The organism is Oceanisphaera sp. IT1-181, assembly GCF_033807535.1.
Classification (GTDB): domain Bacteria; phylum Pseudomonadota; class Gammaproteobacteria; order Enterobacterales; family Aeromonadaceae; genus Oceanimonas.
In genome coordinates, this window is record NZ_CP136856.1 from 25,001 (window position 1) to 41,155 (window position 16,155).

The following is a 16,155-nucleotide window of genomic DNA, read 5'->3' on the forward strand; positions in this document are numbered from 1 at the left end:
ATGAAGGCGTGGTGGCGGGTTTGCCTATAGCCCGCTACGTAAACAGGCCTTCATCAGTAAATGTGCGATTTGGGAAAGGTGCAGACTAAGTTTTAAACTTTATCAGCAGACCTTGAGCAAAAGTCATAAAAGTGTGTTTTGAAAGGTGCAAACCAAAGGTGCACAGGGATGTCATTATTCTTGTCGCTCGGGTTCGCGGAGCTCACCGCTCGCCCTTACAAAACTCACTACGAAGCGAAGCTTCGTACCCGTGAGTTTTGTCCCCATCGTCTAGAGGCCTAGGACACCGCCCTTTCACGGCGGTAACAGGGGTTCGAATCCCCTTGGGGACGCCATTAAAGCCGCTCAAACACTAAGCATTACGCTTTAGAGATTAACGTCTCTTAAAGTCTAACGCTTAGGGTTTAATTACTCTTGCTCTTTAACAATCTGGAAAGCTGATAGAAATAATTTGTAGTTCTTGATACGCAAGTGTCTTAGAAATTCTTGGCGAAATATAGTTGTAAGCATCAGTCACTGATGCAAACGACCCCGCTTAGAGAAGCATCTTTTTTTATGATACCTAATCTGTACGTAAGTAGAGGTTAGGTGAGCGAATAGCGTCGGTATCGAGGCGTTGCGAGAATGAGCACCTGAGCATAGTTTACTATGTGAGGGGGCGAAGCCGAGTAACAACGAAGAGACAGGCGGTATTAGCCACATAACGGGACACTTCTTGGGGTTGTATGGTTAAGTGACTAAGCGTACACGGTGGATGCCTTGGCAGTCAGAGGCGATGAAGGACGTGCTAACCTGCGTTAAGTACGGATGAGCTGGTAAGAAGCGCTTGAGTCCGTAATATCCGAATGGGGAAACCCACTCTACTTAGTAGAGTATCGTTACATGAATACATAGTGTAACGAGGCGAACCGAGGGAACTGAAACATCTAAGTACCTCGAGGAAAAGAAATCAACCGAGATTCCCCTAGTAGCGGCGAGCGAACGGGGACCAGCCCTTAAGCATTCTTGGCGATAGTGGAATGGTCCTGGAAAGACCAGCCGTAGTGGGTGATAGCCCCGTACACTAAATTGCCTTTAATGTGAAATCGAGTAGGACGGGACACGTGATATCCTGTTTGAATATGGGGGGACCATCCTCCAAGGCTAAATACTCCTGACTGACCGATAGTGAACCAGTACCGTGAGGGAAAGGCGAAAAGAACCCCTGTGAGGGGAGTGAAATAGAACCTGAAACCGTGTACGTACAAGCAGTGGAAGCCCACTTGTTGGGTGACTGCGTACCTTTTGTATAATGGGTCAGCGACTTAATTTTAGTAGCAAGGTTAACCGTATAGGGGAGCCGTAGGGAAACCGAGTCTTAACTGGGCGAATAGTTGCTAGGATTAGACCCGAAACCCGGTGATCTAGCCATGAGCAGGTTGAAGGTTGAGTAACATCAACTGGAGGACCGAACCCACTAATGTTGCAAAATTAGGGGATGACTTGTGGTTGGGGGTGAAAGGCCAATCAAACCGGGAGATAGCTGGTTCTCCCCGAAATCTATTTAGGTAGAGCCTCGGACGAATACTTACGGGGGTAGAGCACTGTTTGGGCTAGGGGGTCATCCCGACTTACCAACCCCATGCAAACTCCGAATACCGTAAAGTACTATCCGGGAGACACACGGTGGGTGCTAACGTCCATCGTGAAGAGGGAAACAACCCAGACCGCCGGCTAAGGTCCCAAAGTCATAGTTAAGTGGGAAACGAAGTGGGAAGGCTCAGACAGCCAGGATGTTGGCTTAGAAGCAGCCATCATTTAAAGAAAGCGTAATAGCTCACTGGTCGAGTCGGCCTGCGCGGAAGATGTAACGGGGCTAAACTATGCACCGAAGCCGCGGATGCACTCTTTATTGAGTGCGTGGTAGGGGAGCGTTCTGTAAGTCTGCGAAGGTGTGTTGTGAAGCATGCTGGAGATATCAGAAGTGCGAATGCTGACATGAGTAACGATAATGGGGGTGAAAAACCTCCACGCCAAAAGACCAAGGGTTCCTGTCCAACGTTAATCGGGGCAGGGTGAGTCGACCCCTAAGGCGAGGCTGAAAAGCGTAGTCGATGGGAAACGGGTTAATATTCCCGTACTGACGTGTACTGCGATGGGGGGACGGAGAAGGCTAAGTGAGCCAGGCGTTGGTTGTCCTGGTGAAAGGGTGTAGGCAGCGTGTTTAGGTAAATCCGGACGCGCAATGCTGAGGCCTGAGACGAAATCGCTACGGCGGTGAAGTCACTGATGCCCCGCTTCCAGGAAAAGCCTCTAAGCTTCAGGTACACGTGAATCGTACCCCAAACCGACACAGGTGGTCGGGTAGAGAATACTAAGGCGCTTGAGAGAACTCGGGTGAAGGAACTAGGCAAAATAGTACCGTAACTTCGGGAGAAGGTACGCTGAGGCATGTGAAATCCCTTGCGGATGGAGCGTGACTCAGCCGCAGTGACCAGGTGGCTGGAACTGTTTATCAAAAACACAGCACTGTGCAAACTCGTAAGAGGACGTATACGGTGTGACACCTGCCCGGTGCTGGAAGGTTAAATGATGGGGTTAGCCTTCGGGTGAAGCTCTTGATTGAAGCCCCAGTAAACGGCGGCCGTAACTATAACGGTCCTAAGGTAGCGAAATTCCTTGTCGGGTAAGTTCCGACCTGCACGAATGGTGTAATCATGGCCACGCTGTCTCCACCCGAGACTCAGTGAAATTGAATTTGCGGTGAAGATGCCGTATACCCGCGGCTAGACGGAAAGACCCCGTGAACCTTTACTATAGCTTGGCACTGAACATTGGCCCTACATGTGTAGGATAGGTGGGAGACTGTGAAGTAGTGACGCTAGTTGCTATGGAGTCAACCTTGAAATACCACCCTTGTATGTCTGATGTTCTAACGTAGGCCCCTTATCGGGGTTGCGGACAGTGCCTGGTGGGTAGTTTGACTGGGGCGGTCTCCTCCTAAAGAGTAACGGAGGAGCACGAAGGTTGGCTAAGTACGGTCGGACATCGTACGGTTAGTGCAATGGCATAAGCCAGCTTAACTGCGAGACGGACAGGTCGAGCAGATACGAAAGTAGGTCATAGTGATCCGGTGGTTCTGTATGGAAGGGCCATCGCTCAACGGATAAAAGGTACTCCGGGGATAACAGGCTGATACCGCCCAAGAGTTCATATCGACGGCGGTGTTTGGCACCTCGATGTCGGCTCATCACATCCTGGGGCTGAAGTCGGTCCCAAGGGTATGGCTGTTCGCCATTTAAAGTGGTACGCGAGCTGGGTTCAGAACGTCGTGAGACAGTTCGGTCCCTATCTGCCGTGGGCGTTGGATGATTGAGAGGAGCTGCTCCTAGTACGAGAGGACCGGAGTGGACGAACCCCTGGTGTTCGGGTTGTATCGCCAGATGCATTGCCCGGTAGCTACGTTCGGAATCGATAACCGCTGAAAGCATCTAAGCGGGAAGCGAGCCTCAAGATGAGTCATCCCTAGGGCTTTACGCCCTCTAAAGGGCCGTTGGAGACTACAACGTTGATAGGCAGGGTGTGTAATCGCAGCGATGCGTTGAGCTAACCTGTACTAATTACCCGTGCGGCTTAACCATACAACACCCAAGAAGTGTGAGACCTTGCGGTCAAGAACTACCAAACAAATTATTCAGATTAGCGTACTCAACAGTACGATAATCAAAATTCAGCCTTCCAGATTACAATTTATGCCTGGCGGCCATAGCGCTGTGGAACCACCTGATCCCATGCCGAACTCAGTAGTGAAACGCAGCCGCGCCGATGATAGTGTGGCAGCTGCCATGTGAAAGTAGGTCACTGCCAGGCAACCAATTAAAAAGCCCTTCACTGATGTGAAGGGCTTTTTCATGTCTATAGCTTGGTATTTTATACCTCACATCCTAAGCGGCATACAGAACGCTAAATTTTTAACTAAATAGTGTGAACCATAGCGTTTTTTGTTTTAATTGATTATCTAGTTTGTTCAATTGAGTCTAGATTAGGATGAGGCGGATCAGATTAACTCAGGAAGAGTTCTGCTCGCGAAACAACTATCGACAAGGGAGTGTGGTAATGCGTCTTCTCATCTGGGTTCTGTTGCTGTTGCCAACCCTATTCATTCAGGTGATAGGTGCAGAGCGGCCAGCTAAATCCATTGCTTTCTATTACGATAGTATTGATTCAGTACGCGAACTGATGAGCTATGAACGGGTTGTTGTGACTCCCTCATTGATCACTGAACGACAGATTGAAACCCTACACAAAGCCGGTACCCAAGTTTTTGCCTATCTCAGCATCGGTGAATATGATGAAAAAATTCTGCCCGAGTCGCTAAGCTTACTCTCCCCTGTACAAAATACTAATTGGCAAAGTCATGTAATGGACTTGTCTGCTATTGCTTGGCGTGAGCACCTTCTGCAACGGGCTTCTCAGTATGTTACTAAAGGGTTCGATGGTCTCTTTCTCGATACTCTTGATAGTTATTATCTGTTTGCAGAAGAAGAAGCGGCTCAAGCTGGTCAACAGCAGGCGTTAGCGCGGATTATCGAAGAGTTAGCGGGGTTGAATGCAAAACCAAAACTGATCTTGAACCGCGGCTTTGAAGTACTGGAACAGGTCAGTGACTTTGCCCATGCGGTGGTAGCGGAATCTCTTTATCATGGCTATGACCCTATCAATGATAGCTATCGAGAAATGAGCGAGACCGATAGCGAATGGCTGACTAATCAGTTAAATAGGGTTAAAGCTCTCAATTTAGAAGCCATCGTCATTGATTATATTCCTGGTAATGAGCGAGAGGCGCAAAAAGTGGCTGCGCAACGTCTACTGAATGAAGGTTATACGCCTTATATTAGTGATGGCCTGCTTTATCAGTTTGGCGTCAGTACTATTGAGCCTATAGCTAGGCGAGTGCTCGGGTTTTTCGACAGTACCCAGGAAGACTACACTGGCTCTTTATGCCATCGACTGGGTGCCACATCTATCGAATATTTGGGTTATGTACCTGAATGTTTGGATGTTAATACCATTGATTTTGCTCGGTTGGATATCAACCGTTATGCGGCCATAGTGGCTTGGCTGGACGAAAGCACTTATAACCAGCAGCCTCAACTGCAAGCATGGCTGGCACAACACCTCAACGTTCGTCCTATGCTCTTTCTCGGTGATTTACCCACCTTGCCTGCGCTTAGAGCAGAGCTAGGGTTGCAAACTGCGGGCGATTTACAAGGTAAGATAAATATTTCCCAAGGCAAAGATTGGCTGAAATCGACCAATACTATTGCCTTTAGCGAGTTTGAAACATATTCCAAATGGCTCAGCGCCAAGCCAGAAGTAGAAGTACTACTTGGTGTTACCGACGATACCGCAGATACAGCCGGATTACTGTTCAGTGCTCCTTGGGGAGGGGCGGCACTTTCACCATTGCCAATAACAACCTTGGCCAATGATAAGGAAGTCTGGTTAATTGACCCCTTTCGTTTGCTTGAGGGAATACTTAGCCTTCCCGCGATTCCGGCGGCGGATGTGACTACTGAAACGGGACGGCGTATTTTAACCAGCCATGTTGATGGTGATGGTTTTCCCTCTAAGTCTTGGTTCCCTGGTAAGCCGTATACCGCAGAAGTACTGATGGAGCATATCTTTAAGCCCTTTAATATTCCGCAGACCGTATCTGTTATTGAAGGTGAAGTAAGTAAACAAGGCTTGTATCCAGAAATCAGTGCTGAGCTTGAAACTATCGCTCGTAATATTTTTTCTCTACCGAATATTGAAGTGGCATCTCACACCTTCAGTCATCCGTTTTTCTGGAAAAGCACGACCTCTATTAAAGAAAAAAAATACGGTGATAACCTTCCTATTCCTAATTATGATGTCGACTTTCATAAGGAAATTATTGGCAGTGTTGATTACATCAATCAGCGATTAGCCCCTAAAGATAAAAAAACAAATCTTATTCTCTGGAGTGGCGGAGCTAATCCAGATGAAAAAACTCTGGGTATTGCTGAGCGAGCAAATTTACTTAATGTTAATGGCGGTAATACTAATGTGGTGTTCGGTAATAGTAGCCTAACCCAAGTTTCTCCTACTATTGCTTGGTACCCTACTGCCGTTCAGGTTTATGCTCCAGTATTAAATGAAAACGTTTATACCAGCGAATGGACTGAAAATTTTGAAGGCTATCGCCGTGTTATTGAGACCTTCGAGTTGTTGGGTAGCCCGCGAAGATTAAAAACCATTGGTATTTATTATCATATGTATTCTGGTACTTATCCTGCATCATTGAAAGCCGTGAAAGATGTTCACGCGTGGGCCATTCAGCAAAAAGTGACTCCGCTTTATTTGAGTGAATATGCCATGCGGGCCAAAACCTTATATGAAACCGGGCTGGCTCACACGCTAGACGGCCGATGGCAGATCACCAGTTCGGGCATAAAAAGCCTGCGCTTACCTCATCGACTTGGCACGCCTGTTATGAATAAGAGTACTATTGCTGGCTGGGAAGACAGCGAAGACGGCAAGTATTTATTCCTTTCCGATGCTAGAGCAACTCTAACCTTATCAGATCAAAAGGATCGAACCGTTCGTCTTAAGAATGCTAATGGACAGCTGCTCAAATGGCAGCGTCTCGGTAATGTTATCCGCTGGAGTATTCTCAGTCATGTCCCGCTGGAGTTTGAATTGGCCCACGCTGCAAAGTGCAAGCAAAGTGGTAATACAACACTTCACCAGGTAAGCACTGTAGAAAATACCGTACGTTATACCAGCGAGAAAGCCGGCCTGTTTAGCGGTGAGCTGCGCTGCTAGTAGCTAATAAATTGATCTGCTAAGACTGTAGATATCCACCTGACGGCGAGAAATAATGGAATTATTTTCTAAGCACGTTTCTGAACAAGAGCCATCCGAGAGTAGGCTTAATCTGCTGAATCGCCGTACTGTGGTTATTCTAGCGGTGATTGCTATTTGGGTGCTGTGGTTATTGGCGCCTAGCCAAAGCACACTGCTTCAGCTTCTTAGTAGGACAAATTCTCCCCAGGTATCCCAGATTTTCTTAGAGCAAATGCATACCCGAGATCCAGAAAATGCGGAGGTCAGCAAGCTGCTGGTAGATAACTACGCTCAAATGGGGGAGCAGGACAAGGCAATTGATTTGGCTGAGTCAATTCTTGATAAGGATGGTGAGCTAAGCGATTCGCCTCTAACCGTCACTTATGCCAAATTGTTGCAGAATAAATTTTATCAAACCAAAGATCAGCAAGAGGGGGCTACAGAGAGCGAGAGCAAGCTTCGTCATTTTCTTGAGCGAGTAGACTCTCCGTCTGACGCCGAGGATGCCAGAACACTGGCTGATATTGCAATCACAATGTCGATGACAAAGAAAGCGGTGGAGCTATTGTCGCCCCATTTGGAAAGCGGCCAAACTAGTTATCCAGAATTAGTGTCGCTGTTATTGCAAAATTCTGATTATGAACCGGCTCTTCGTTTGCAAAAAGAGGCGTTCCAGCAAGATCCGAACCTAGAGACAGCTGCTGGCATTCTGAACTTGTATTTGAGTTCCGGGAAAACTGAACAAGGGCGAGGATTTATAGCAGACTATCAGGGTGAATTGAGCTTGGATCCCGACTATCTCCGCCTGACCATTGATCATTTAACTCGTGCTGGTAATACCGGTATGGCGCTGGAACAGTCAAAGAAGCTGTTGGCCATTACACCTGATAATACCTTGAAAGTGTCTACTGCCCAGCTGGCTATTGCCACCGGCGATCTTGAACTGGCCACTGCATTGCTCACCGAGGTCACCGAGACAGATTTAGATCCAACGTACTTAGCTCAATTACATGCGCTGCATCGGTGGCAGGGTCACATTGAAGAGGCGTCACATATCAGCCAGCGCTTACTGGAATTGGGAGCAACAACACCGCAACTACGCGAAGGCATCGTTGAAGCCAGAGCCTTGGGTGATATGTATCTTGAAAGCTTATATTATCAGCAGCTTGCAGAAATAAATCAGCTTGATGAACTTGAGTATGATGATGGGGTGAACACTATTGAAAAAGCCCAAGGGTCAATGGCGGCATTAGATAGTGTGCAATTACTAGCGGCGTTACGGCCAGATGATGCTGCGCTTATCGTGCACCAATCTCGGATTTATGGTTATCTCGGCGATTATTCTAACGTGATCAAGCAACGGCACAAATTGTTAGCACTACGTCAGCCGACACCCAGTGAAGCGCTGCGCTTTGCCGATGCCTATATTATGACTCGACAGCCTGAGCTAGCGTTACAGATTCTTACTTCGGCCAGCAATTGGTTTGAGGCCGACGATGATTATCTCACTACAGTTTCATCTTTGGCTTGGCAGACCAGCGAACGGGGATTTGCCCAGCAGGCCAATCAGCAGCTTATTACTAGGGCTAGTAGTGAGCTGGATATCTATCGTTATATAAGAACCAGTGATCCGATAAAGTCCCGAGAGGACATAGAGCAGTTGGTCCAACTTTATCAAGATTACGGCAATGCTGCTCCTTTGCTGGGGGCTATTCAAGCAAGCCTGGATAACAAAGATCAAGAAACTTTTGCCCGTTTGGTCGAGCTTGCCAGCCAAGATCCGACCCTAGCAGAGAATACCGCCACCTTGTTGTATCGGGCGCAGTTGGCCAGAGATAACCAACAAACTGACGAAGCCGCAGCACTCTATCGTCAAATCCTCCGGCTAGCACCCTATGATGATACCGCGATTAATGGTTTGCTCTGGCTTGCCATTGACACTAATGATAGAGAGGTTACCGCTTCTATCTATGACCAGTATCGACACTCTCAACAACACAATAGTGTTTTTTGGCTCGCTTTTGCTACGGCGGCCGATCAGTTGGGCCGGTTGGAAGAAGCCAGTCTTTGGTATCAGCGCGTGCTGCTACAAGATGATACCTCCGGTGAGCCACAGGTTGCAGTGTTACTAAATTACGCCAGTCTGTTGGATAGACGTGGAGAACAAGAGAAAGCCTATTTATTACGGCGTTATCTCGTCAGTCAGCTAACTGATCAATTGCTATTACTGAATGAGGGAGATGTGTCCTATCGCTCTTTGGTGGCCTTGTTTGTAGGAGAAGGAGCGGCTCTGCAATTGACACAGCAAGCGCTGATTAATAAGCCAGATCAGGCTAATGCTCAGGAGCTATTTGGTTATTATTTAGCACTTGGCAGGCCAGATAACTTACAAGCGTTGCATCAACATACCGCCCTTAAGGGGTACTCGCTACCCGACTGGCAAAAGCTGGGACTGGCCATTCTGAAAAAAGATAGATCAGCCATGGAGGCTTTGCTGCAACAGTCTATGGGCCTACCGGTGGCAGATAAAAATACCGCTCTACAGTTAACTGGCCAGTATGCCCAAGCTTGGCTGCAGGGAGAGGAGTTGATCGGTAAGCTAAATGATCCTGAGGCAGAACGTCAGCTACGCGCAGTACATGTAGGCCAGCATCCGGATCAGGTTCATGGTATCAGTGCGCGCGCGACTCATAACACAGAGTGGGATCTTACCCGTTACAGTATGGATTATTATGCGCCCCACCAACAAGGTAACTGGCGGCTAGGGACCGATTTTCAAGTAGCCGATACCCCAGATCTGCTTGCTGGTATTGATATGAAGGATGAAACGCGGCTACGCGGTGAGGTGCTTTATCGTAACCACGATAGCCGATGGTCATTTGGTGTTGATATTGCCGATGGCCTCGGAGATCAGCGTTTAGGCTTCTCTGGTGACTATCAACATATTTTGAATGATTACTGGGATGTTTCAATAAAAGTGGCGCTAGATGCAGCTGTAGAAAGCAGTCAACTACTTACCCTAACTGGTAAAGACAATACCGTCGGCTTTGGCGTAAATTATCGGCCAACAGCTCGGGAGGCATTATTTTTTCAGTTGGGTTGGCATGACATCACCACCCGATATGGTGACGATATTGGTCAAGGGTGGGACCTTAATCTGCGGGCTAGCGAACAGTTATTTTTTAACGACCCTGCTTGGCAGATTTATGCCAGTCTAGACATGCAGCAGATCAATCTGAGTGATGCACCGCTTGATGGCATTAACAAACAACACCAAGGTTCTGTGCCGCTCACTAGTGGCGACTTTATTGGTGAGGAATATCAACGGCTGGCCATTGGCCAGCGAGTTTGGCAAGGAACACCGGCTTTGCCGGGACCCACGGTGCCCAGCCCACGTTATTGGGTAGATACCTCCTTGGGTTACAACGTGAGTTCTGATCATCCTGATGTGGCGGTTTCTGCAGGTTTGGGGTGGGAAGTACTTGGCAATGATGAAGTCTCATTGACTGTTGACTGGCAGAGCCAAGACCGTAATGGTGACGAAGCTTTAAAGTGGTCGCTGGGATACTCCTATCGTTTTTAAGGGAATAAAAAGATGAAAAAAACATGGTTACTTATTTCAAGTCTCGCGCTAACCGCTTGTAGCAGCTATCAGGTGCCCGAAAGTCCGGTTTTCCCTGCTAATAGCCGCTGGGCGATTATGCCGATGATCAATAACTCCAATACACCGATGGCCGCGGAAAAAGCAGAGCAAATATTAGGTACTCATCTTTACGCCAGAGGTATTAATGCCACATTTTATCCCGCCAGCGATGTTAGCGACTTAGCCAGTATTCTTGATAACAACGCTAAACGAAAAAATGCACAAACTTGGCTTGCTAGCCAGAATGTCGATTATGTTATCAGTGGCTCGGTTGAAGAGTGGCATTACAAAAGCGGACTGGATGGTGAGCCTGCCGTGGGTATTACGCTAGAGGTACAATCCGCTGGCGATAATGTAACTCAATGGCGGGCTAGCGGTGCTCGTAGCGGTTGGGGACGGGAGAGTGTCACTAGTGCAGGGCAGAAAGTCATCGATGAACTGTTGGATGGTTTGAATGTTGAATAAGATCCATGACGTAAAAAATGAGAGCAGCCTATGAGTAAATTGCAGCATCTAATGACATCTGGCTTTAAGCAGGATGGCATTGCGTGGCTTGAAACCCTAGTGGTCTCTGCTATTGCTCTTTATATCTGGTTGCAATCAGGGGTACCCGCAGTGACCGGAACTACCCAGTCATTTTTTTGGCCTTTGCTCGGACCTTTGTTGGTGGCATTGCGTTATGGCTTTGCCAAAGGTTTTTCCTGCGCGCTCATCATACTGGCGGGACTTGCAAGCATGATGAGTACCCAAGGAAATCTGGCTCTCTTTCCGCTCTCGATAGCGGTAGGAATACTACTGGTAGCCATGCTGGCTGGCGAGTTTCGGGATCACTGGCAGGCAATAAATAATAAGCGGTTTGTGGCTCACAGGGAGATGAGTCGCAAACTGGAAAGCTTTACCCAAAACTATTATTTGCTCAAGGTTTCTCATGATAAGTTGGAACAAAGAGCCGCCGGTCAGGCCGTCAGTCTGCGGGCTAGTATTAGCGCTTTGCATGATATCGCTACCTTACACAGTTCCAACCGCTTGGATAAACTCGGTCAGCCGATTTTGCATCTGCTGGCAGAGATAGGGGGTTTAGAAATCGCCGGTGTCTACCAGATTGTAAATGGTCATATTGATGTTGAGCCTCGCGCTAGGCTCGGTGATGAGCATAAGCTTGATCTTAATGACCCTATGTTGCAAGACATGCTAGAGCAGCGCACCTTACTGTCAGCCGCCAAAACGGAGGCACATCAGACCCATAAATCTCGCTATCAGCTTTGTATCCCGATGCTGGATACTCAGAATGTCTTACAGGCGGTAGTAGTGGTAGAAAACGCTAAATTCTTTCAACAGACACTCGCCAATCATGCCTTGCTCTCTTTAGTGGCCAGCCATGCGGCTAATTTACTTAGTGATACATTAGTCACGCCGTTGCTACAGCCTGAAGAAGGCGATCTATTTCTGAAGTATTTGGCTCAGGCAAAGCAAAGTAAGCTTCAGTTTGGCGTTGACAGCCAGTTGGTGGTGTATACGGCCAGCAGTAATCATCAGAAGAAACGCTTGGATGCTATCGTCAATCACCGTCGTGGAGCCGATATTTACTGGACTTGCCAATCCCCCACAGGAGAGCCGTCGCTGTTTGTGCTGCTGCCTTTATCGTCGATAAACGACGCCCAGCAGTATATTCAACGTATTGAGCAACTATTTGGTACCAGTAACAGTGCTCCAGCTGTGGATATCGGTATTCAAGGCCCTTTCTCAATTAAGAAGAATTTTGAGGAAATCAAGAACTTAACCTATCAATATGGAGTCTTTGATGAAGGCCTTGCTATTCATTCAAACCATCATCATTGAAGGTTTTGCTATTTATCTGCTTAATAGCTCCCACCTAGGCCTATCGGACTGGCTTTTACTACTGATATGTCATGCAGTTGCTTGTGCCAGCTTTACCGGTTGGTGCTGGCTGATACTGCCTAAAAAGTACTGTACCCCGCTCTTTGGCTCCTTGTGTTTCTTGTTCCTATTCAGCCTATTATTGCCGGTAGTTGGAATCGTAGGCACTGCGTGCTCGATGTTATTAGCCTTATATTTTCCCAAGAAGCAGCACAGCAATCATTGGCAATCCATAGAAGCCTTATCGCTGCCGCAAAGTTCCACAGAAGAGACGGTCACTCATTCGCTATTCGGAGCAGGGGCGCTGAGGGATATACTGGTGCACAGTGACTCGTCGGATCAACGTGCCTTGGCGGTGGCGGCCATTAGTCACCTCCCTCGTCAACAGTCTGTACCCTTACTCCAGCTGGCGCTGAAAGACGCGGCTGACTATACACGCTTATTGGCGTATGCGGCGTTAGAAGCCATTGAAAATCAAATTAATGAACAAATTGCCAATTACAAACAACGTTATCAACAGCAGCCGCTTCCTGATATTGCCTACAACATAGCCCAGCATTACTGGGAACTGTGCTACCTCGGTATTGCAGAAGGTATCTTGAAGAAACATTATCTGACGCAAGCCGAGCAGTATCTCAGGCTGTCGGTTGAGAAAAAAAGCGGTGCCTCTAATAGTCTGTTGTTGGGGCGGGTATTGCTTGCACAGCAGCGTCCAGAGGAAGCCATGATTCATTTAAAGCATGCCAGTCAGCAGGGATTGCAGTTAGAGCTGGTTGTGCCCTATCTGGCAGAAGCGGCCTATCTAGTAAAAGATTACGATCAGACTCGAGAGTATCTCTCCCTCCTGCCCGATAAAAATAGTAGCCAATTAAGCCAGCTCAAGGAGTATTGGTTATGACTAAAAAAATAGATATCTGCCTGCTATTGGAGGGAACTTACCCTTATGTGCGAGGCGGTGTATCTAGCTGGCTGCATCAAATCATCAGTGGGTTACCGCAGTATCACTTTCATCTTATTTTTCTCGGGGGCTCGCCGGAATTTTACGGTGAGCCAGTGTATGAGCTGCCGGACAATGTGGTCGGCTTTGAAGCGCATTACCTGTTACATACGCCCGACAAACTGACTCCAACTGCGCGTAAAGGTGACAGTGACATGTTTGAAAAGTGGGGCCAGCTTGTCGCTTACTTAGAGCAGGCAAAAGAACCCATACCTGACGAGCTACTGGATGCGGTTTTTTCAAAGCTTGGTAATAACAACAGTTTGTCTCTTGCAGATTTTCTCTACAGCCGCTCGTCTTGGGAAGTGCTGAGCAAGCGCTACCGAGACATCTCTCCTCACAAGTCTTTCGTCGATTATTTCTGGACGTACCGTAATATTCATCAACCTCTTTTTACGCTGGCGCATATTGCTGAAAACCTGCCGGACGCGAAGGTTTTTCATAGCCTCTCTACTGGTTATGCTGGATTTTTAGGTGCGCTATGCAAGCAGAAAACCAAACGACCCTACATCCTTACTGAGCACGGAATCTATACCAAAGAGCGAAAAATTGATTTGTCTCAGGCGAGTTGGATCGAAGACCGCCACAGCTTGATCGATATAAGTATGCATAAAGAAATGGATCAGACGCGAAAAACGTGGGTCCGCTTTTTCGAGCAATTGGGCCTTACCGCCTATCATAAAGCTGACAAGATCATATCGTTGTTTGAAGGAAACCGGCAGCGTCAGCATGCCGACGGCGCCCCTGAATACAAAACACAAGTTATCACCAACGGTATTGATGTTGCCCGCTTTGAAGAGACTTATGCTCAACGGCCCGTCACGCCTCCGTTAGTGGTGGGCTTGATCGGGCGAGTGGTGCCTATTAAAGATATTAAAACGTTTATCCGTGCCATTCGGGGAGCGGTCGAAGTAATGCCCACGTTACAAGGCTGGATTATCGGGCCCACGGAAGAGGATCCCTCCTATGCACGGGAGTGCGAACTGCTGATTGACAGTTTAGGCCTGACCGAGCATGTCAAACTGCTAGGAAACCAGAACGTGGCAGAGATGATGCCCAAGCTTGGGGTCGTGATGCTCACCTCAATTAGTGAGGCTCAACCTCTGGTACTGCTTGAGGCTATGGCTTCCGGCATCCCCTGTATCGCGACTGAGGTGGGTGCTTGTCGTGAAATTATCCATGGCGCACCTGGTGAAGACGCTAGCATGGGAGCGGCGGGCAGCATTATTCAGATTGCCAGTCCGGTACAAGCGGCACACGCTATCATAGACACCTTAACCAATACCTCTCAATGGCACAAAACCGGCGATATAGGCAAACAGCGCGTCACTCGCTATTACAACGAAACGGATATGCATCACGTATATAGAACACTTTACCAGGAGGCTATTGATGGCGGGAATCGGTTTTGAACTGCGAAAAATACTGAAGAAGAATACGCTGCTTTCCGTATTGGAAGCCTATGGCTTGGCCGGTATTATTAGCTCGGGACCTTGGGTAATATCCATTCTAGCGTTGCTGACCATTGGCCTGCTGGGTATGGGCTCGATGTTTCCTAAGTATGCGATGGTACAGTTTCTGGTTATCGTTACTTATCTTATGGCCGGCTCACTCATTATCAGCGGCTTGTTTCAGCTGCTTCTTACGCGCTTCATTTCTGACCGGCTTTATGCAAGCGAAGATGAGCGGGTGTTGCCAAACTTGCTTGGCTCTATGCTCATTACGAGTGTCATTGCCGGTATAATAGGAACGGCCATTATGGTTAGTACCGATAGCATAACACCAGCGGTAAAAGTGACGATTTTTACTTGCTTGGTGCTGCTATGTAACCAGTGGCTGATCATTATATTTCTCAGTGGTATGAAAAAGTACTATCGGATCCTGATCACCATGGCGTTGAGTTATGGCTTGATGATATTACTAAGCCTGACCATCCCTGAGCTGAATCTGCTGGGTTTATTACTCATATTCTGTTTTTGCCAAGCCGTCTTGACCTTCTCTTTTCTGCTGTTTGTACTTCGGGATTTTCCGGCGCGACAATTGGTGGCATTTGAGTTTTTACACCGTGGAAAAGCTTTTTATTCTCTGATCGCATGCGGGTTGTTTTACAACCTTGGGGTGTGGCTGGATAAATTCGTGTTCTGGTTTCGAGAAGAAACTTCTCATCTGATCATTGCACCATTTCGTGCATCCTACATTTATGATTTGCCTATCTTCATTGCTTATCTGGCAATTATTCCGGGTATGGCGGTGTTTATGCTGAGGATGGAAACCAGTTTCGCCCATGCTTGCTTAAAGTTTTACGATGCGGTCAGACAAGGTGCAACTTTAACGACGATTAATCTACTCCGAGATAAAATGGTGCTGTCGTGCCAGCGTAGTATTTACGATATTTTTAAGGTGCAGGGTATGGCGCTGGCACTGCTGCTGTTATGGGCTGAGGATATTCTTACCTTATTGAATATTGATCTCACCTATCTTCCTCTGTTCCATATTGTGCTGGTAGGTGTCAGCCTGCAGGTATTGGTAATGTCGATTTTGAACGTAATGTATTACCTGGATCGTCGTTACGCCGCCTTATTCTTGACCTTTTTTATGATGTGCAGCAACTTCACACTGGCATATTACAGTATCGATCTCGGACCCACCTTTTATGGGTATGGTTTCGCTATCACCATGTTACTCACCACTCTAATTGGTCTGGTGATGCTAAACAGGCAGTTTAACGATTTAGAGTACCGGACCTTTATGCTGCAGCGTTCCTAGTTAGTGGGGGGAGCAGGTTTGA

The 16,155-nt window shown here is 47.7% G+C and carries 7 protein-coding genes, 1 tRNA gene and 2 rRNA genes; all 10 read left to right on the forward strand.

Annotated features, from left to right (window positions below; translation table 11 throughout):
* Positions 1-259: 259 nt before the first annotated feature.
* Positions 260-335, forward strand: a tRNA-Glu gene (locus tag R0134_RS00100).
* 392 nt (positions 336-727) lie between these two features.
* Positions 728-3,620, forward strand: a 23S ribosomal RNA gene (locus tag R0134_RS00105).
* A 114-nt stretch (positions 3,621-3,734) separates the two neighbouring features.
* Positions 3,735-3,849 (forward strand): 5S ribosomal RNA (gene rrf / locus R0134_RS00110).
* A gap of 246 nt (positions 3,850-4,095) precedes the next feature.
* Positions 4,096-6,828: an endo alpha-1,4 polygalactosaminidase gene (locus R0134_RS00115; RefSeq protein ID WP_319782913.1), complete on the forward strand. Its 2,733-nt coding sequence runs from the start codon at positions 4,096-4,098 to the stop codon at positions 6,826-6,828.
* 55 nt (positions 6,829-6,883) lie between these two features.
* Entirely contained in the window at positions 6,884-10,432 is a 3,549-nt protein-coding gene (locus R0134_RS00120; protein WP_319782914.1) for a tetratricopeptide repeat protein, read from the forward strand.
* A 12-nt stretch (positions 10,433-10,444) separates the two neighbouring features.
* Positions 10,445-10,957 (forward strand): hypothetical protein, encoded by a 513-nt coding sequence (locus R0134_RS00125; RefSeq protein ID WP_319782915.1) that lies wholly within the window; start codon positions 10,445-10,447, stop codon positions 10,955-10,957.
* A 30-nt stretch (positions 10,958-10,987) separates the two neighbouring features.
* Positions 10,988-12,331: a PelD GGDEF domain-containing protein gene (locus R0134_RS00130; RefSeq protein WP_319782916.1), complete on the forward strand. Its 1,344-nt coding sequence runs from the start codon at positions 10,988-10,990 to the stop codon at positions 12,329-12,331.
* A complete protein-coding gene (locus R0134_RS00135) occupies positions 12,294-13,268 on the forward strand; it encodes a hypothetical protein (RefSeq protein ID WP_319782917.1) in 975 nt (324 codons plus the stop codon). The genes R0134_RS00130 and R0134_RS00135 overlap by 38 nt, the downstream gene beginning before the upstream one ends.
* Positions 13,265-14,779 (forward strand): GT4 family glycosyltransferase PelF, encoded by a 1,515-nt coding sequence (gene pelF, locus R0134_RS00140; protein ID WP_319782918.1) that lies wholly within the window; start codon positions 13,265-13,267, stop codon positions 14,777-14,779. Before R0134_RS00135 ends, pelF begins: the two co-directional genes overlap by 4 nt.
* Complete coding sequence (pelG, locus tag R0134_RS00145) at positions 14,760-16,133, forward strand: exopolysaccharide Pel transporter PelG (protein WP_319782919.1); 1,374 nt, start codon at positions 14,760-14,762, stop codon at positions 16,131-16,133. The genes pelF and pelG overlap by 20 nt, the downstream gene beginning before the upstream one ends.
* Positions 16,134-16,155 lie beyond the last annotated feature (22 nt).